Origin of the sequence: Pontibaca salina (assembly GCF_016307205.1) — a bacterium.
GTDB lineage: Bacteria > Pseudomonadota > Alphaproteobacteria > Rhodobacterales > Rhodobacteraceae > Pontibaca > Pontibaca salina.
The window spans coordinates 178,855-194,833 of the sequence record NZ_JAEIJD010000003.1 but is presented as its reverse complement, the minus strand read 5'-3'; the positions used below and the strand labels follow the sequence as shown (position 1 = coordinate 194,833).

21 protein-coding genes and 1 tRNA gene are annotated in these 15,979 nt (G+C 57.7%); 12 read left to right on the top strand and 10 right to left on the bottom strand.

The window, feature by feature from the left end:
• Window positions 1–35: 35 nt before the first annotated feature.
• Complete coding sequence (locus JAO82_RS05960) at window positions 36–842, bottom strand: crotonase/enoyl-CoA hydratase family protein (protein ID WP_198685446.1); 807 nt, start codon at window positions 840–842, stop codon at window positions 36–38.
• Window positions 843–1,099: 257 nt separating this feature from the next.
• Here JAO82_RS05960 and JAO82_RS05955 point away from each other — a divergent pair, with 257 nt between their 5' ends.
• On the top strand, window positions 1,100–1,312 hold the full coding sequence (locus JAO82_RS05955) for a hypothetical protein (RefSeq protein ID WP_198685445.1): 213 nt from the start codon (window positions 1,100–1,102) through the stop codon (window positions 1,310–1,312).
• A gap of 129 nt (window positions 1,313–1,441) precedes the next feature.
• Here the strand turns inward: JAO82_RS05955 and pncB are convergent, their stop codons facing one another.
• Complete coding sequence (gene pncB / locus JAO82_RS05950) at window positions 1,442–2,731, bottom strand: nicotinate phosphoribosyltransferase (protein WP_198685444.1); 1,290 nt, start codon at window positions 2,729–2,731, stop codon at window positions 1,442–1,444.
• 60 nt (window positions 2,732–2,791) lie between these two features.
• Complete coding sequence (gene pncA / locus JAO82_RS05945) at window positions 2,792–3,394, bottom strand: bifunctional nicotinamidase/pyrazinamidase (protein ID WP_198685443.1); 603 nt, start codon at window positions 3,392–3,394, stop codon at window positions 2,792–2,794.
• A gap of 96 nt (window positions 3,395–3,490) precedes the next feature.
• Between pncA and trhO the strand changes: the two genes are divergently transcribed.
• The 3 genes from trhO to JAO82_RS05930 all read left to right on the top strand — a co-directional run bounded on the left by trhO (window position 3,491) and on the right by JAO82_RS05930 (window position 6,402).
• Window positions 3,491–4,399, top strand: a complete 909-nt coding sequence (gene trhO / locus JAO82_RS05940) for an oxygen-dependent tRNA uridine(34) hydroxylase TrhO (RefSeq protein WP_198685442.1) — start codon at window positions 3,491–3,493, stop codon at window positions 4,397–4,399.
• 86 nt (window positions 4,400–4,485) lie between these two features.
• On the top strand, window positions 4,486–5,718 hold the full coding sequence (locus JAO82_RS05935) for a lytic murein transglycosylase (protein ID WP_198685441.1): 1,233 nt from the start codon (window positions 4,486–4,488) through the stop codon (window positions 5,716–5,718).
• Between the two features lie 186 nt (window positions 5,719–5,904).
• Window positions 5,905–6,402 carry an MgtC/SapB family protein gene (locus JAO82_RS05930; RefSeq protein WP_198685440.1) on the top strand — a complete coding sequence of 166 codons (498 nt, stop codon included), beginning with the start codon at window positions 5,905–5,907 and terminating at the stop codon, window positions 6,400–6,402.
• 63 nt (window positions 6,403–6,465) lie between these two features.
• On the opposite strand, the gene JAO82_RS05925 is transcribed toward JAO82_RS05930, so the two are convergent.
• The gene (locus JAO82_RS05925) at window positions 6,466–7,383 is read right to left on the bottom strand and encodes a PRC-barrel domain-containing protein (protein WP_198685439.1); all 918 of its coding nucleotides are present in this window, start codon (window positions 7,381–7,383) and stop codon (window positions 6,466–6,468) included.
• 205 nt (window positions 7,384–7,588) lie between these two features.
• Window positions 7,589–7,843, bottom strand: coding sequence for a hypothetical protein (locus tag JAO82_RS05920; RefSeq protein ID WP_198685438.1), 255 nt, complete (start codon window positions 7,841–7,843; stop codon window positions 7,589–7,591).
• A 114-nt stretch (window positions 7,844–7,957) separates the two neighbouring features.
• Here JAO82_RS05920 and JAO82_RS05915 point away from each other — a divergent pair, with 114 nt between their 5' ends.
• Window positions 7,958–8,146 carry a PLD nuclease N-terminal domain-containing protein gene (locus JAO82_RS05915; protein WP_198685437.1) on the top strand — a complete coding sequence of 63 codons (189 nt, stop codon included), beginning with the start codon at window positions 7,958–7,960 and terminating at the stop codon, window positions 8,144–8,146.
• 87 nt (window positions 8,147–8,233) lie between these two features.
• Here JAO82_RS05915 and JAO82_RS05910 read toward each other — a convergent pair whose 3' ends face one another.
• A complete protein-coding gene (locus JAO82_RS05910) occupies window positions 8,234–8,596 on the bottom strand; it encodes a phage holin family protein (protein ID WP_198685436.1) in 363 nt (120 codons plus the stop codon).
• Between the two features lies 1 nt (window position 8,597).
• A complete protein-coding gene (locus JAO82_RS05905; RefSeq protein ID WP_198685435.1) occupies window positions 8,598–8,924 on the bottom strand; it encodes a DUF883 family protein in 327 nt (108 codons plus the stop codon).
• A 156-nt stretch (window positions 8,925–9,080) separates the two neighbouring features.
• Here JAO82_RS05905 and JAO82_RS05900 point away from each other — a divergent pair, with 156 nt between their 5' ends.
• Window positions 9,081–9,251, top strand: a complete 171-nt coding sequence (locus JAO82_RS05900; RefSeq protein WP_198685434.1) for a DUF1328 domain-containing protein — start codon at window positions 9,081–9,083, stop codon at window positions 9,249–9,251.
• Between the two features lie 54 nt (window positions 9,252–9,305).
• Here the strand turns inward: JAO82_RS05900 and JAO82_RS05895 are convergent, their stop codons facing one another.
• The gene (locus JAO82_RS05895) at window positions 9,306–10,118 is read right to left on the bottom strand and encodes a response regulator (protein WP_198685433.1); all 813 of its coding nucleotides are present in this window, start codon (window positions 10,116–10,118) and stop codon (window positions 9,306–9,308) included.
• 141 nt (window positions 10,119–10,259) lie between these two features.
• Here JAO82_RS05895 and JAO82_RS05890 point away from each other — a divergent pair, with 141 nt between their 5' ends.
• The 4 genes from JAO82_RS05890 to JAO82_RS05875 all read left to right on the top strand — a co-directional run bounded on the left by JAO82_RS05890 (window position 10,260) and on the right by JAO82_RS05875 (window position 12,970).
• On the top strand, window positions 10,260–10,394 hold the full coding sequence (locus tag JAO82_RS05890) for a NepR family anti-sigma factor (RefSeq protein WP_332872493.1): 135 nt from the start codon (window positions 10,260–10,262) through the stop codon (window positions 10,392–10,394).
• Window positions 10,391–10,951: an RNA polymerase sigma factor gene (locus JAO82_RS05885; protein ID WP_198685431.1), complete on the top strand. Its 561-nt coding sequence runs from the start codon at window positions 10,391–10,393 to the stop codon at window positions 10,949–10,951. The genes JAO82_RS05890 and JAO82_RS05885 overlap by 4 nt, the downstream gene beginning before the upstream one ends.
• A complete protein-coding gene (locus JAO82_RS05880) occupies window positions 10,948–12,675 on the top strand; it encodes a sensor histidine kinase (protein WP_198685430.1) in 1,728 nt (575 codons plus the stop codon). The genes JAO82_RS05885 and JAO82_RS05880 overlap by 4 nt, the downstream gene beginning before the upstream one ends.
• Window positions 12,676–12,778: 103 nt before the next feature.
• Window positions 12,779–12,970 (top strand): CsbD family protein, encoded by a 192-nt coding sequence (locus tag JAO82_RS05875; RefSeq protein WP_198685429.1) that lies wholly within the window; start codon window positions 12,779–12,781, stop codon window positions 12,968–12,970.
• Between the two features lie 88 nt (window positions 12,971–13,058).
• Here JAO82_RS05875 and JAO82_RS05870 read toward each other — a convergent pair whose 3' ends face one another.
• Window positions 13,059–13,628 carry an exopolysaccharide biosynthesis protein gene (locus JAO82_RS05870; RefSeq protein ID WP_332872499.1) on the bottom strand — a complete coding sequence of 190 codons (570 nt, stop codon included), beginning with the start codon at window positions 13,626–13,628 and terminating at the stop codon, window positions 13,059–13,061.
• Window positions 13,629–13,835: 207 nt separating this feature from the next.
• Window positions 13,836–14,912 carry a LacI family DNA-binding transcriptional regulator gene (locus JAO82_RS05865; RefSeq protein ID WP_232897258.1) on the bottom strand — a complete coding sequence of 359 codons (1,077 nt, stop codon included), beginning with the start codon at window positions 14,910–14,912 and terminating at the stop codon, window positions 13,836–13,838.
• A 66-nt stretch (window positions 14,913–14,978) separates the two neighbouring features.
• On the opposite strand from JAO82_RS05865, the gene JAO82_RS05860 reads away from it, so the two are divergent.
• A tRNA-Arg gene (locus JAO82_RS05860) sits at window positions 14,979–15,055 on the top strand.
• A gap of 150 nt (window positions 15,056–15,205) precedes the next feature.
• Window positions 15,206–15,973, top strand: a complete 768-nt coding sequence (locus tag JAO82_RS05855) for an SDR family NAD(P)-dependent oxidoreductase (protein ID WP_198685426.1) — start codon at window positions 15,206–15,208, stop codon at window positions 15,971–15,973.
• Window positions 15,974–15,979 lie beyond the last annotated feature (6 nt).

The window sequence follows — 15,979 nt, the reverse complement described above, 5'->3', positions numbered from 1 at the left end:
GGCCGGTGCGCGGGGGTACATCTTTCAGCAGAGGTTCATTTGTTGGGGCGCACCCGTGCTGCGCTTTTGTCAGCAAAGGCCGCTAAGCGGGCCCGCGCGTCATGCTGGGTATTGACGACGCCGGCAACCACCGCCTCGGCATAGGCTGCATCCAGCGCAGACATATTCTGCATATGGCTGATGGCCGAACAGATCGCGAAATTGGTCAATGGCAGGTTGCATGCGGCTTGCTGCGCCAGTTCCAACGCCTTGTCGAAACTGGAACCGTCCACGCGATACTGCGCGAGCCCCAATTCCACTGCCTCTTGCCCCTGATAGACACGGCCGGTCAGCATCATGTCGATCATCCGCGCCTTGCCCACCAAATCGGCGACCCGGATCGTTGCGCCACCACCGGTGAACAGCCCGCGCTGGCCTTCGGGCAGGGCGAAATAGGCGCTGTTGTCGATCACCCGGATATGCGCGGCACTGGCCAGTTCCAGCCCGCCGCCGACCACGGCACCCTGCAGGGCGGCAATCACCGGTACGCCGCCATATTCCATCTTGTTGAACGCCTCGTGCCAGCGCAGACAGACCTGCATGAAATCGGCGGGGCTGCGGTCGGCGTCGTGATGTTCGATCAGATCCAGCCCGGCGCAGAAATGATCGCCCGCGCCCGCCAGCACCACCGCCCGCACATCGGCGCGCGGCGCGGTCGAGAAGAAATCGACCAATTCCTCAATGGTGTCGATATCCAGCGCGTTGCGCTTGTGCGGGCGGTTCAGCGTGACCACCCAAACCCCATCATCATGGGGATCGATCCTGAGGTTGGTGAAACGCGCGGGGTCAAGCGTGACGGGCATGGTCTGGTCCTTTCCGAAAACGAGGCTGCGTGTCCGTCACTTGTTACGCCTGTTCGCGAAATGATCAATGACGCGCACCGGCCCGACCGTGATCCATGTTTGCGCCATTGTGTGCAGCAGGTGCTCTGGAACCAAGAGCTGCCAGCTCTGAACTTTTCGAATGTCGGGTATGCGATATCAGGACTAGTAGGTTTTCATTTTACTGCCATTTAAAGGCCAAGAACTAACAGTTCGAGTTACAGGATAAGGAGAATATCATGGCCTACGATATGGCACCGTCATCAACCACCGGCGCATCCAATACCTCACTGCAATATGCATCCTCACCGCGCGTTCGAGAGCCGCAAATGGCTGTCATGCAGCGGGTCGCCGGCGCGCTGAACAAACTCAGCGATCGCGAGTTTCGGGAACTCGGCATTCGCCGTTATGAAATCGGCATCATTGCCAAAGGTTTGGCCGAACGGGGCTGATACATCTGATGTAAAGGGCCATGATCTTTATCCGGCCCTTTACAGTGGGAATTCGCGTTCGTTCGGAGCGGATCGGACGAGATGCCCCACATGGCCATTCAAGTGTTCACCTCTATGTGAACCGGCCACTTAAACCGTGACCTTGATCCGCTCCTGTTCGCCCACATCGAAGACGCGTTTATAGCGCGCGATCTCGTCCTCCGGGCCCATCGCTTTTTCCGGGTTGTCCGAGAGTTTGACTGTGGGCCGACCGTTGGCCGTCACCGCCTTGCAAACCAGCGAGAACGGCGCCAGCGCGTCATTCGGCACCAGTCCGCGGAAATCATTGGTCAACAGGGTGCCCCATCCGAATGAAACCTTCACCCGCCCTGAGAACTGGCGGTGCAGGGCGATGATCTTGTCGACCTCCAGACCATCGGAAAAGATCACCCGTTTCTCGCGCGGATCCTCGCCGCGTGCCTGCCACCAGTCGATGGCGAATTCCGCGCCCTTGGCCGGATCGCCGCTGTCCACGCGTATACCGGTCCAACCGGCCAACCAGTCGGGGGCATGTTTCAGAAAGCCTTCGGTGCCGTAGGTATCGGGCAACATGATGCGCAGGTTGCCCTCGTGCTCGTCGTGCCAGTCCGACAGCACCTCATAGGGCGCGCGCGCCAGTTCGGCGTCGCTTTCGGCCAGCGCGGCGTAGACCATGGGCAGTTCGTGGGCGTTGGTGCCAATCGCCTCCATCTCGCGGTGCATGGCGATCTTGCAGTTCGAGGTGCCGGTGAAAGCATCGCCCAGCCCCTCGCCCAATGCTTGAACACACCAGTCCTGCCATAGAAATGAATGCCGCCGCCTCGTGCCAAAATCGGCAATGTTTAGATCTTCAAGACCACGCAGGCGTTCGACCTTTTCCCACAGCTTGGTCATGGCACGGGCATAGAGCACCTGCAATTCGAACCGGTCCATCCGGTTGAGCACCGCCCGGCTGCGCAGTTCCATCAACACGGCAAGTGCCGGTATTTCCCACAGCATCACCTCGGGCCATGTGCCCTCGAAGGTCAGCTCATATTGATTGCCTTTGCGTTCCAGATGATAGGGCGGCAGGCGCAGGTTCTCGAACCACTCCATGAAATCAGAGCGGAACATCTGGCGTTTGCCATAGAAGGTGTTGCCGCGCAGCCAAGTGCTTTCGCCGCGTGACAGCGACAGCGAGCGGATATGGTCGAGTTGTTCGCGCAACTCGCCCTCGTCGATCAGATCGGCCAGCGGAATGTGAGTTGAGCGGTTGATCAGGCTGAATGTGACCTGCGTATCGCGCCGGTTGCGAAACACCGATTGGCACATCAGCAGCTTGTAGAAGTCCGTATCGATCAGGGATCTGACGATCGGATCGATCTTCCACTTGTGGTTATAGACGCGGGTGGCGATGTCCATGCGGGCGGCTCCGTCGGTTTTGCGCGTTAGAGCAAGGGGCGCGGGCTTTGTCCAGCAGCCCTATCCGCCCAGAAGGCGCACGCCCGCTGCTTTCATCCCCTTGATCGCGGCGGTCAGCGACCCGTCAAGGTCGATGGGGCAGCTCGCGTTCAGATCGACCGTGACGTTAAAGCCCAATCCCGCAGCATCCACGGCCGAGTAATGTACACAGAAATCGGTGGCGATCCCCGCCAATGTCAGATCGGTGATGCCCCGCGTGCGCAGGTAGCCTTCCAGCCCCGTGGGGGTCTCACGATCATTTTCGAAGAACGCCGAATAGCTGTCAATATCGCGGCGGAAGCCCTTGCGGATGATCAGGTCGGCAAGGTCGGCGGCAAGATCAGGGTGAAAGGCACCGCCATGGGTTCCCTGAACGCAATGGTCCGGCCAGAGAACTTGCGGGCCATAGGACATGTCGATCATGTCATAGGGCGATTTGCCGGGATGGTTAGACGCAAAAGAGCTGTGGTCGGCGGGGTGCCAGTCCTGGGTCAGGATGACGGCGTCGAAATCCGCCATCATCGCGTTGAGGCGCGGCACGACCGCGTCGCCATCGGGCACTCCCAGCGCGCCTCCGGGGCAAAAATCGTTCTGGATGTCGATCACGATCAGTGCATTAGTCATGGGGTTACTCCTCTCGGCCCTTGGGTAGGGCGCGGCGCGCACCGCGTCAATGCAACCCTCTTGCGCGGCGGCGGCGACGGGCGTAAATCGCTGGCCATGTATGTAATCGCCGCCCTGTATCAATTCACCCGTTTTGACGACCCCGCCGCGCTGAAACCGGCCTTGGCAACGCTGTGCACGGAGCAGGGGGTTAAGGGTACGCTGCTATTGGCGCGCGAGGGGATCAACGGCACCATTGCCGGGCCGCGTACCGGCATCGACGCGGTGCTGAAACATATCCGTGCTCTGCCCGGTTGCGCGGCGCTGGAATGGAAGGAATCAACCAGTGAAACGCCCCCCTTCGGCAAGATGAAGGTACGTCTGAAGCGCGAGATCGTCACCATGGGCCAGCCCGACGTCGATCCCCGCGCGCAGGTCGGCCATTACGTGGACCCGACCGAGTGGAACGAATTGATCCGCCAGCCTGACGTGGCCGTGATTGACACGCGTAACGATTATGAAATCGCCATCGGCACGTTTTCCGGTGCCATCGACCCGCAAACGCGAAGTTTCGGTGATTTTCCCACTTGGTGGGAGACAAACAAGCACCGCTTTCACAACAAACGCATCGCCATGTTCTGCACCGGCGGCATCCGCTGCGAGAAATCCACCAATTATCTGCTCGGTCAGGGCGTGGACGAAGTCTATCACCTCAAGGGCGGTATTCTGAGCTATCTTGAAAAAGTGTCCGCACAGGAGAGCACCTGGCAGGGCGACTGCTTTGTCTTCGACAACCGTGTCAGTGTCGGGCACGGGCTGGAACCGGGGCCGCATCTGCTGTGCCACGGCTGCCGCCGTCCGATCCTGCCGGATGATACGGCACGGCCCGATTACGAGCCTGGCGTGTCTTGCCATCACTGCATTGACGAGACCACCGAAGCAGACAAAGCCCGGTTCCGGGAACGTCAGAAACAGATCGTGCTGGCCCGCGCGCGCGGGGAAGAGCACCTACCTTCTGCCGAGTAAGGCGGCTCACCGCCGCTGACGAAACTCCCGGCTTTGACGATGCCCATCGCTTCGCTAAGGTGATGTAAAACAACGGGCAGGCAGTCATGATATTTACCAGACGCAACACCATCCTGATCGGCGCAGCGGCGTTTCTGTCGGCGTGCAGCGGGGGTGCCTCGCTCAATCCGCGAGCCCCGGAAAATCTACGCCCGGTGCCGAATCCGCAGTTCGACGCTTGGGTCGCCGCGTTCCGTCCGCGCGCACAGGCGCAGGGTATTTCCGGCGCGACTTTGAACGCTGCACTGCGCAATGTGGGTTATCTGCCCGGTGTGATCGAACGCGACCGCAGCCAGACCGAATTTACCCGCACGCTTGAGGATTATCTGGCCATCGCTGCGTCGGACGAGCGGGTGAGGAAGGGGCGTGCGGCTTTTGGGCGGCATCAGGTGACCTTGGCCGCCATTGCCGCACGCTATGATGTCGATCCGGCGATCATTACCGCGATCTGGGGATTGGAAAGCCGCTATGGCGAACGACGCGGCGATGTTGCGGTAATTTCCGCGACCGCCACGCTGGCCTATGACGGGCGGCGTGGGGCGTTCTTTGAAAAACAACTGATTGCCGCGCTGAAGATCCTGCAGAACGGGGATATCCCAGTATCGCGTATGACCGGAAGCTGGGCCGGCGCGATGGGGCATACACAGTTCATCCCGACCTCCTATTTGGCCTATGCGGTCGATTTTACCGGCGATGGGCGGCGCGACATCTGGTCAGATGACCCGACGGATGCGCTGGCCTCGACCGCGGCTTATCTCAACCGCTCGGGCTGGGTGCGGGGGCAGCCCTGGGGGGTTGAGGTGCGGTTGCCATCGGGCTTCAACCCGGCGCTGGCTGGCCGCGGCACCACCCGCGGCCCTGCCGAGTGGGCGGCAATGGGCGTGCGGGCGGCGGATGGTAGCACGGTACCGAATCACGGCGCAGCGTCGATCCTGATCCCGATGGGAACGGGTGGTCCCGCCTTCATGGTGTTCCGAAATTTCACCGTTATCACGCGCTATAACAATGCCGAAAACTATGTGATCGGCGTCGGTCATCTGGCGGATCGCATTCGTGGGGGCGGGGCATTGCGCGCCAAGTTCCCGCCCGATGCTTACGGTCTAACGATTGATGACCGGAAGGAATTGCAAACCCGTTTGACCGCCTCAGGCTTTGATACGGGTGGCAGCGACGGCGTGATCGGTGCGAAGTCGGAGACCGCGATCCGCGCCTATCAGCAAAGTGTCGGTTTGCCGGTGACGGGCAACCCATCGCAAGCTCTGCTGCGCGGTCTGCGCTAAGGCGCGCGCCGCTTGGCAAGCGACGGTTCAAGACGTCTAACGCCGCCGGTGTCGGCAACCGTCGCTGTAGCCCCATTGCCAACATCCGCAGAAGACAGCAGCATGGAGAAAACGCTATAGCAGTATAACGCAGTCCCTGACCGCCGACTCAGTCAATATTACGAAGCCATCCGGAGCAGCCACGACATGACCTGGGATGATTTTGTGAATGAAATCGCGCAGCCGGCCTTCCTACCGTGGGAGTTGCTGTTGCTGCGTCTCGCTGGGGCGGTTCTGTTGTGCGGGGCGATCGGGTTTGAACGTGAGAGCCGTGATCGCGCGGCAGGCCTGCGAACCCATATGTTGATTGGTTTAGCGGCGGCGTTATATTCGCTGCTGATGCTGGAACTTGTGTCGCGGCACGACGAATTTCCAGACATGGTGCGCAGCGATCCCTTGCGTATCATCGAGGCGGTCACCGGCGGAGTTGCCTTTCTGGCGGCGGGTATGATCGTGTTCTCGCAGGGCAAGGTGCGTGGGCTGACAACCGGGGCCAGCATGTGGTTGGCGGCGGCTATTGGAGTGTCGACCGGGATCGGGTTGTGGTGGGTTGCGCTAATGGCCACGGCTTTGGCGCTGATTATCATCCGCCTGATGATGGTTGCCGAGAAAAAGGCGTTTTCCGACGATCAGGACGACAACTGAATGACCAAGAAATAAGGGGCTGCATGATGCAGCCCCTTATGTTTGAGCATCAATGACGGGTGATCATTCTTCGTATTCGGGCTGATTTTCCAACTCTTCCTCAGTCATGTCCACATAAACGCGAGGCGTCTCGTCACTTTCGGTACGCATCATGCGCAAATCCTCAAACTTGAGCGAGACATGTTTTTCGCCGATCCCAAGGAAGCCACCGACATCAATGACTGCGTGGGTAATCTCACCGTCGTCGCTTAGAACCAGCTTCCCAACTTCGCCAATGCGATCATCGTTGGGCCCGTAGACGGAAGCGCCCTCAAGATCTTCGGCGGTGTAATCATCGGTATTGGTTTCCATGAGGCCGGCTTCGTCTGAATGGGTTTCATCCAAGCTGGTTTCGTCGCGCATGGAGCGATAGCCTTCGCTCATGGCCGCTTCTGCATCATGGGCTTCACCTTCGCCCAGAATGGTCGGGTCGCCCTTATAGACGACAAAGAACTCGCCCTCATCGTCAGCGTCCCGAACGAATGCAAGATCGTCTATCGAAATCCTTACGTCACGATCGCCCATGTCGAGAAAGCCACCGACATTGGCAATCACGGTATCCACCTTGCCTTCGGGCGAAATCAGCACGTCATCGATCTCGGCCAAGTCTTCCCAATCATCTGCCGGATCCGTGATGTCGTCACGGTCGGCCAAAGCATTGGTGTCTTCAGCTGTCATCCCCCCCTCGCGGGTGTAAATATTCATGCCGAGGAAGTCGCTTGCACGGATCTCGACATCATTAGCCATATAGGTGGGCTGATCCTGCATGGCGTCCATATCAGCGGCCGCATCAGCCGGATCGGTCTGAACATCTGCCGACATTTCAGCGTCGGTCGTGGTCTGCGCATCCATGTGGTCCATGTCGGCCGGCTTTTCGTCCTGCGCCATCACGGGGCCTGTTACCAATGCGACGAGAGCGGTTGTTGCAAGAAGCTTTTTCATTTCGATCTCCTTTAACGTTGAACCCGCTTTGGGCTCTTCTGGGAGGTACAACGTGTTTTTCGCAATATAGTTTCCGCGAATTCCTGACAGTTTTATATTTTTGCCGAACCGGAACCTGAATGCTCGAAACGGGTTTATCCTATCTTGCGGCAACAGATCCTTTATTGCCCACATCCGCGCAACCAATTGTCAAATCTCGCGGAAATTACACTTCTGGCGCATTAGGGTCGGGGATAAGCGCGTTTGCATCATCTGTCTTTTGGTGATCCCACGCCGGATCCTCTCGCTTGATCCAGCGCGAAATGACATAAGCAACCGGATACATCAGCACGATGCCGATACCGATTGCGATCAGGATTGCGATCCAGTTGTAAAGCCCAAAGGCTAAAACGATGATCAGCCCGACACCCGTCAAGCCCGAACCCGTCATCAACATCAGAATGTAACTTAGCCGATCCATGGCGAACTCCTTCCGGTGACTTCATCTTTCTTATCAACGCTGCAAAGGCATTAGCGTTCCGGAACTTGAGGCGCGGCTGTGGCGTTGGCCCGCCATAGGACAAGGAGAATGAAGATGGAGAATTATGCTGGCATCGGCGGGTTGGTGGTGCTTGCCCTCGACATCTGGGCAATTGTTTCGATCATCGGGTCACGCGCGTCGACCGGTGCAAAAGTATTGTGGACATTGCTGGTCCTGATCCTGCCGTTGGTGGGTTTCATCATCTGGTTACTGGCAGGGCCGCGCGCAGCGGCGCAACAATGATGGTAAGTTGCGATTTCGGATATAGCGTTTAGAAATACCTCCGCCCCGATAAGACGATTTATCGGGGTTGAGGGTTGGGTTAATGATTTATGGTTTCGGCTTGCGTCGTTTTGCGGCGGCACCCGCTTCTATTCCGTAAATGAAGGCCTGCGCCAATGGCGGCAGGTTGGAAGGTGCTTCAGCATTGGTTTCGGGTGCCGTTTTTACCCCTGCAGGGTCGGAACCGCCTCTTTCTCTTGAGCTTGCCAGACCCAAAAGGACGAAACCCAGCCCGAGATAAATCGCGCCGAGCACAAGCGCCGCAATAAATGTATCGGTGGTTGCAGCAATATAGATCCAGGCGGCTGCGGTCAGAAAAGCGATGCCGACCAGCAGTGCCAGCGCGGCGCCAGTACCTAAAGCCGTCTTCCGGGCGACCCGAGTGACCTTTTGTTCAACTCTTGCGAACATCCTAGCGGCGCGCGGTGATCAAGCCGACCAAGAACCCGACGCCTGCCGCAATTCCGAGTGCGGTCGCGGGCTGGCGCGTAACGAAATCATTGGCTTGCTGCTCCCACTCGTGCGCCTGCGCCCGCGCAGCATCGACACCGCTTTGCGCCACATTTCCAGCGCGTTCCGCATGCGCGCGTGCAGCTTCGCCGAGTCTGGCGCCGCTGGCCCGGCCCATATCGGTCATGGTAGCTGCCAATTTGCTGACATCTGCCCGTAGAGCCTCCAACTGCTCGGCAAGATCCTCAGCGGAGGGGTCTTTTTTGGTCGGGGTATCGGTACGTGCCATGTTCGGCTCCTTCTTGAAGTCTTTGGGGGTGCATGACGCGCCCCTTCACTCAGTAACATTTGCCAAGCAATTCGGGTTCCATACAAAAACAGCGGAACTTTTCCAAAGACGTAAGGGTTTTACCGCCAGATGGTAAACACCGAAAGGATCCCCGTCATGCTTTATTGGGCACTTGTTTTCCTGATCGTAGCACTAATTGCTGGCGTTTTCGGCTTCGGGGGTATCGCGAGCGCGTCGGCGGGAATTGCCAAGATCCTGTTCTTTATCTTTATCGTGTTGTTCGTTGTGGCGCTGATAGTGCGTGCTGTTAAGGGGCGTTCGCCTTGAGGTCACATTTTAAGGCAATCGGGCGACGCCGCCCGATTGCTCTCTCACCCTGTGTTAAGCCCGAAGCGTTTCCGTCGAGGCAAAGAACATCGCCTGGCTCACCGCCGAGCGAACCTGATCTTCGGAATAGGGTTTGGAAATCAGAAATGCCGGTTCGGGCCGCTCTCCGGTCAAAAGCCGCTCGGGGAAAGCGGTTATGAAGATGACGGGAATATCGCCAAGCGTTGCCAGCAAGTCATGTACTGCGTCGATACCCGAAGAGTTGTCGGCAAGCTGAATGTCAGCCAGAATCAGATCGGGTTTTTCCTCACTGCCAAGTTTGACGGCGCTGTCACGTGTTCGCGCGATGCCCACGACCTGATGGCCGATCTCGGTGACCAGCGATTCCAGATCCATGGCGATGATTGCCTCATCCTCGATGATCATGACACGGCCTGCGATAGAAACCGACATCTCCTCTCGGGCGCGATTCACCAGGAATTCGGCGTCTTCCGGCGCAATCTGCATGATGCGGGCCGTGTCCTGATAGGAGAATTCCTCAATCGTGTGGAGCAGCAAGGCCTCGCGGGTATTCTTGGTCAGCTTGGCCATATGGCTTTGAGCGCGCCCCTCAATGCCATCGGCCGATGCTTCGGATGGAGCGCCGGTTGTGATCCAAATGCCGTGGAATATCTGGAACAACGATACTTTAACCGACTGATCCGGTGTCACAACTGACGGATCTTCAAGGATCGCTTCCAACGTGGCGGCGGCATAGGCATCGCCAGACTTCTGGTTCCCCGTCAAGGCCCGGCCATAGCGGCGCAAAAACGGAAGATGTCTACCCAGCGCAGTTGCCAGATCATCCCCCGACTCGTTTCTAGTCATTACCTGTCCTCATTTATCTTCGCCATGCGGGAACCTAACGCCGTCTTGCGTCGTTGGGTTCCCATGAAATAGACGGCCACATATTAGATGGCGACAATTGCGGCGGTTTAGATGGCAAGTTCAGCAAAAAAGACCAGTCAGATGCAGATCGACGAAAACCTTAAAAAAGTCTATCAAGAAATGCTTGATGATGAAATCCCCGATCGCTTCCGTGATCTGTTGGCGCAGTTGCGTCAGCAGGATCGCGCTAAGCAGGAGGATGATAGCATCAAATGAGCGGAAAAAATCCGAAGGACGAACTGGTTGGGCATATCCCGGCGTTGCGGGCCTTTGCGATAAGTCTTACCCGGAACGGATCGCTTGCCGACGACATGGTGCAGGATACTTTAGTCAAGGCATGGACCAATATCGATACCAAATTCAAACCCGGCACCAACCTGCGCGCCTGGTTGTTCACCATTCTACGCAACACCTATTACTCTAACCGACGCAAAGCCAAGCGCGAAGTTGAGGATGTGGATAACGTATTTACCGAAAGTCTGGCCGTCAAACCATCGCATGATGGACATTTGCAAATGGCCGATTTTCGCCGCGCCTTTGTCCAGCTTCCTGATGAACAGCGCGAGGCGCTTATTTTGGTCGGCGCATCCGGCTTCACCTATGAAGAAGCTGCCAGTATGTGCAATGTGGCGGTAGGTACGATCAAAAGCCGCGCCAACCGTGGGCGCGCACGGCTGAGCCAACTGTTGCATATGCGTGATGATGAAGCGATGGAATTGACCGACGAAGCGACATTGGCCGTGATCACGGCAAGCGGGTCCACGTCCCGATGATCCCGGCCCGGCTGGTTCGGGCCTTTAGGTCGCTGGGTGCGAAGGTCGTTTTGTTTCTTTCCCTAGCACTGTTGCCGGTCGGTCTGATCGCGCTGTTTCAGACGCGCGAAGTAAAGATGCAGGTCGAGCTGCGCTCAGAACTTGCGCTTCAGGCATTGACCGAGCGTGCAGCTCGGCGCGAACGCGAAATCATGCAAAGCGCTTATGGCGCGCTGGCACTAGCTGAAACCACCATTGATGCGCTTCTCGAAACTCCAGAACTGTGCGCAGGGGTGATGCATGGGTTTCTGGATCATTATCCCGAGTTCAGCTTTTTTGGTTTCCTCCGACCGGATATGTCAATCGATTGCTCGTCGGCTGGCGCGCCACTGACGCTTGAAATGACGGACAGCGTAGTCGAATTCTGGAAGAAACCGGAACGTACCGTCAATACCGACATTAAAAGTCCGATATCGGATCGTGCGGTGATCAGCATAATGGATCCTGTGACTCGGGATGGCAAAGTGATCGGAGCGCTGACCCTCTCGATCCCGCACAACGTGCTTGACCCGCCAAACCGGATGCTCGAAGGCAACGATCCGGTCGAACTGATCACCTTCAATGAAAAGGGGACAGTACTGACCGCCAGCAGCGGACTAGAAGGCGCGCAGGAAAAACTGCCCCGTGACCGCGCCTTGGTCAACTTCGTCGGGCAAAGCGCCTTTTCGTTCACCGGTCTGAATCGGAAAGGCGAGCGCCGGTCGTTCGCGGTTGTCCCGGTCCTACCGGGCTCAGTCTATGCGTTGGGAGCCTATCAGAGATCATCATACGACATGGGCACAGCGGGAATGGTCCTGCCGGCGTGGTTTTTCCCGATTCTGATGTGGGCTGTGTCGTTAATCGTGGCTTATGTCGCGATGGAGCGATTGGTGATCCGCTATATCCGTCGCCTGCAGCGTCAGATGCGAGACTTTTCATCGACAAGGCGCATTCCCGTTCCACTTGACGCGCCTGAGAAACCGCAGGAACTGCGCGACATCGATGCGGCGTTCATGTCCATGACCGAGACCTTGCTGCGCGACGAGGCCGAGATGGAAAATGCGATGCATGAAAAGGTTGTGCTGCTGAAAGAGGTCCACCACCGGGTCAAGAATAACCTGCAACTGATCTCGTCGATCATGAATATGAAGCTTCGCAAGACAAAAAATCCCGATACGATTTATATCCTGCGACGACTTCAGCAACGAGTGCTGGGGCTGGCCCGCATCCACCAGGGGCTTTATCAGACGCAGAATTTCGGCTCGCTTGATATTACCGATTTGGCCAACGCCATTCTGGATGAGTTGGCGCAAATGGGCGAGGGTGATTTGTCGGTGTGCGTGATCCGGGAGATCCAGCCTACCATTCTCTATCCGGATCAGGCGGTGCCGCTAACGCTGCTGCTGTCTGAAGCCACCACGAACGCGATGAAGTTCGCGTCGGCACCCAAAGGGGAAACCCCGTGGATCAAGGTTGAACTCTACGCGGACGAGCCAGATTACGCCTGTCTGATCGTCAGCAACTCGATTTCAGGCTCCAGCACGAACGGATCGCCATCCGATGGCGCAGGTCTTGGAAAGCTGTTGATCCGAGCGTTCAATTCCCAGCTTGAAGGCGATCTGAACGTGACCGAAGAGGGCGGAATCTATAAGGTTGCGCTGCGCTTCAAGGTGGCCAGCTTTCTGCCTGAACCCAATGATTACTGAGCATTCCGCGTGGCGGATTTCCGCCAGCTTCTTCGGGCTTTCGGGGGAACCCGCACGCCAAAAATGCGTTGGATTGGCACATGAACGATGAAAGGAACAGGTCATGAATTGGGACGAAGTCAAAGGGAAATGGAACCAGATAAAAGGCGAGGCTAAAGCCAAGTGGGGCGAGCTTACCAACGACGATCTGGACAAGATTGAAGGCAATCGCGACAAGCTGATCGGAACGATCCAAGAGCGTTATGGCAAGAGCAAGGAAGAAGCCGAACGCGAAGTCGACGAATGGGCCAGATAAACTAGGGACGCGCCGGTAATGCCAATCTGGCAACACTCTGCGCACCGATAAGAACACCCCCCGCTGCAGCTGCAGCGGGGGGTGTGGTTTAAAGGTGCAGCAACGCAAACGCCGGGATCATACCAGCCACCGCGATCAGGATCATGGCGGATAACACATAGATTCCATCCCGGGTCAGGAAGCCGACAGAAAACAGCACCACAGAGATGCCTAAAATCGATGACGAGAACGGCAGCAATTCCAGAAACGGCATTGCCAGCCCGCAGAGCATCGTCAACACTTGCACGAGCTTGTTTAACGGCGGGCGGACCAAAAAAGATAGGCGCTGATGGGCATGGCGATCAAGAAAGCTAGCAAGCTTGCGGATCTTGCCCAACGCGCCATGGGCCCGCGTGCCCTTTATTTCCCGCTGCAGCAAAAAATTTGGCAGCCAGAGGCGCTTGCGTCCGATAAGCAACTGCGAAGCGATCAACGCTATGGTCAACCCGCATACGGATGAGAATAATGGGATGCCGCTAAGTGGCGATATCACCAGAAGAGCGGGCACCATGAGCAGCGGAATGAACGTGGCCTGACCCAGTTCTTCGACCATATCGCGAACGCGGATCGTGTCGTGGCCGCTCAATGAGTCGATGTCATCGACGATTTTTTCGACCACTTTCTGATTGTCTTGCTGGTCGTCGGTGCCGGGACTATCGTGCACAAATGAGATCCTAGATCGGTCCGGGCCTTGGCACCCGACCCTCTGCGACAAGGGGATGCCGAGTCAAACACCCGACGCCATCGAAGGTTCCATTGCAGACGTACTTTTATGGTCAGGTTGTGATCAGGCTGGCTCTGGATCTGCCTTGAAGGCGACCGATGCCTAACGCCGTTTCAGCGTCTGACCATAGCTGATGACCGGTGCCAACGTGACTTGGCTTTCTATCTCTTGCGGCGGATCTGCAAGACGCGCGGTGATGATCTGCGCCGCACGCTGGCCGATCTCCCGTCGGCAGGCGTCCATTGTTGCCAGTTGCCGGGGGAGTCCTTGCAGCAGGTCCAAACCATTGAAGCCGGCCAACCCGACTTGTCCCGGCACGTCGATACCTTGCTCCAGAAGATATAACAGCCCACCTGCCCCGATCATATCGTTCGAATAATAGAAAAAATCGAGATCGGGCGAACGCTCGAGCATTTCGCGGGTCATTTCACGCCCTTTGACCAGAGCTGACCCCCCTGAATAAAATGCCCGGTCTTCAATTTCGACGCCTTCGCGAGCCAAGGCCTGAGTGAACCCCTCAAAGCGTTTACGGGCGCGGTGATCATGCGCCATCTTGGTGCCCATGAAGCCGACGCGCCGGTATCCTGAGCGCAGGATCGCTTGCGCCATCTCTTGCCCGGCCCGCCTGTGTGAGATGCCGACCATCGCGTCAATCGGTTTGCCGTCGGTGTCCATGATCTCGACCACCGGAATGCCCGCCCCCTTTAGCATGGCGCGGCTGGCATCGGAGTGTTCCAGGCCGGCAACGATAATGCCGGATGGACGCCACGAGAGCATTTCGTAAAGCACCCGCTCTTCTTTTTCGGCCAGATAATCGGTGACGCCAACGACCGGCTGCAGACCGGTGTCATCAAGCAGGTCGTTAATGCCGTTCAAGACCTCGGGGAACACCATGTTGGACAGCGACGGAATAATGACGGCGATCAGGTTCACCCGGTTCGAAGCCAGTGCCCCGGCAATCTTGTTGGGCACGTATCCCAGTGCCTTGGCCGCTGCCAGAACGCGAAGGCGGGTGTTTTCCGACACGTCGCCGCGATTGCGCAGCACCCGGCTGACCGTCATCTGCGACACGCCCGAGGCCTCGGAAACGTCGCGCAATGTAAGTGGTCTTTTGGCTGGTTCTGACACGGCAGAGCTTTCTGAAACGGGAGATACACCGACGTTATCGCAAAGACACATCAGTGATCAACATGATGCAGAAAACGATGACATTGTAAAAAAACCGCTTTATGAAAAACCCAGTGTGACCCCGTGGCTCAACTGGATAGAGCAGCCCCCTCCTAAGGGGCAGGTTGCAGGTTCGAATCCTGCCGGGGTCACCAATAAAATCAACGCCTTAACGATGCTTTGAGGGTATGCTCTTTGGACCGAATGTTCGATGATACAGGGCATAACAAGAAAATAGGCACCCTGAACAAACGATGCGCTTGTCGATAGCATCACCAAGTGCGACCGTCTGAGGAGAAACAAACATGAGCTTGAAAGATCGCGTCGTTCTGATTACCGGTGCGGGCTCGGGCCTTGGGGCCGCGGTCGCCGCGATGGTGGTTGCGGATGGCGGCACAGCCCTATTGCTGGATGTGAACGCTACGACCGGTGCTGCGCAGGCGGCGGCGCTGGGTGACGCGGCGCTATTTCTGCACACCGATGTGACCAGCGAAGCGGATGGTCAGGCCGCGGTTGATACAGCATTGCAGCGGTTTGGACGTATTGACGGCCTCGTGAATTGCGCTGGTATCGCGCCGGGTGAACGGATCGTGGGTCGCGATGGCCCGCACCAGCTTGCAAGTTTTGCACAAGCGGTTTCGATCAATCTGGTGGGCACTTTCAATATGATGCGCCTTGCAGCCCAAGCGATGGCAGGGCAAGAGCCCGATCAGACCGGCGCGCGCGGCGTGATCGTCAATACCGCCTCGATTGCGGCGCAAGACGGGCAAATCGGACAGGTGGCCTATGCGGCCTCGAAGGGCGGGGTCGCCTCGCTGACCCTCCCGGCTGCACGCGAATTGGCGCGCCACGCGATCCGCGTGATGGCAATCGCGCCGGGTATTTTCGAAACGCCGATGTTGATGGCGCTGCCGCAAGAGGTGCAGGACAGTCTTGGCGCCTCGGTCCCGTTTCCGGCACGCCTAGGGCGGCCCGAGGAATATGCGGCGCTTGTGCGTCATATCTTTGACAACCAGATGCTCAATGGCGAGGTCATCCGCCTTGACGGCGCGTTGCGGATGGCCCCGAAATAGGGGGCA

Bases quoted from the DNA above. Each gene is read 5' to 3' on its own strand.
- JAO82_RS05865 (WP_232897258.1), bottom strand. From the start codon at position 14,912: ATGTGTCTTTGCGATAACGTCGGTGTATCTCCCGTTTCAGAAAGCTCT.
- JAO82_RS05890 (WP_332872493.1), top strand. From the start codon at position 10,260: ATGCAGATCGACGAAAACCTTAAAAAAGTCTATCAAGAAATGCTTGAT.
- JAO82_RS05875 (WP_198685429.1), top strand. From the start codon at position 12,779: ATGAATTGGGACGAAGTCAAAGGGAAATGGAACCAGATAAAAGGCGAG.
- trhO (WP_198685442.1), top strand. From the start codon at position 3,491: ATGTATGTAATCGCCGCCCTGTATCAATTCACCCGTTTTGACGACCCC.
- JAO82_RS05900 (WP_198685434.1), top strand. From the start codon at position 9,081: ATGCTTTATTGGGCACTTGTTTTCCTGATCGTAGCACTAATTGCTGGC.
- JAO82_RS05920 (WP_198685438.1), bottom strand. From the start codon at position 7,843: ATGGATCGGCTAAGTTACATTCTGATGTTGATGACGGGTTCGGGCTTG.
- JAO82_RS05910 (WP_198685436.1), bottom strand. From the start codon at position 8,596: ATGTTCGCAAGAGTTGAACAAAAGGTCACTCGGGTCGCCCGGAAGACG.
- JAO82_RS05925 (WP_198685439.1), bottom strand. From the start codon at position 7,383: ATGAAAAAGCTTCTTGCAACAACCGCTCTCGTCGCATTGGTAACAGGC.
- JAO82_RS05955 (WP_198685445.1), top strand. From the start codon at position 1,100: ATGGCCTACGATATGGCACCGTCATCAACCACCGGCGCATCCAATACC.
- JAO82_RS05895 (WP_198685433.1), bottom strand. From the start codon at position 10,118: ATGACTAGAAACGAGTCGGGGGATGATCTGGCAACTGCGCTGGGTAGA.
- JAO82_RS05930 (WP_198685440.1), top strand. From the start codon at position 5,905: ATGACCTGGGATGATTTTGTGAATGAAATCGCGCAGCCGGCCTTCCTA.
- JAO82_RS05885 (WP_198685431.1), top strand. From the start codon at position 10,391: ATGAGCGGAAAAAATCCGAAGGACGAACTGGTTGGGCATATCCCGGCG.
- pncB (WP_198685444.1), bottom strand. From the start codon at position 2,731: ATGGACATCGCCACCCGCGTCTATAACCACAAGTGGAAGATCGATCCG.
- JAO82_RS05855 (WP_198685426.1), top strand. From the start codon at position 15,206: ATGAGCTTGAAAGATCGCGTCGTTCTGATTACCGGTGCGGGCTCGGGC.
- JAO82_RS05960 (WP_198685446.1), bottom strand. From the start codon at position 842: ATGCCCGTCACGCTTGACCCCGCGCGTTTCACCAACCTCAGGATCGAT.
- pncA (WP_198685443.1), bottom strand. From the start codon at position 3,394: ATGACTAATGCACTGATCGTGATCGACATCCAGAACGATTTTTGCCCC.
- JAO82_RS05935 (WP_198685441.1), top strand. From the start codon at position 4,486: ATGATATTTACCAGACGCAACACCATCCTGATCGGCGCAGCGGCGTTT.
- JAO82_RS05915 (WP_198685437.1), top strand. From the start codon at position 7,958: ATGGAGAATTATGCTGGCATCGGCGGGTTGGTGGTGCTTGCCCTCGAC.
- JAO82_RS05905 (WP_198685435.1), bottom strand. From the start codon at position 8,924: ATGGCACGTACCGATACCCCGACCAAAAAAGACCCCTCCGCTGAGGAT.
- JAO82_RS05880 (WP_198685430.1), top strand. From the start codon at position 10,948: ATGATCCCGGCCCGGCTGGTTCGGGCCTTTAGGTCGCTGGGTGCGAAG.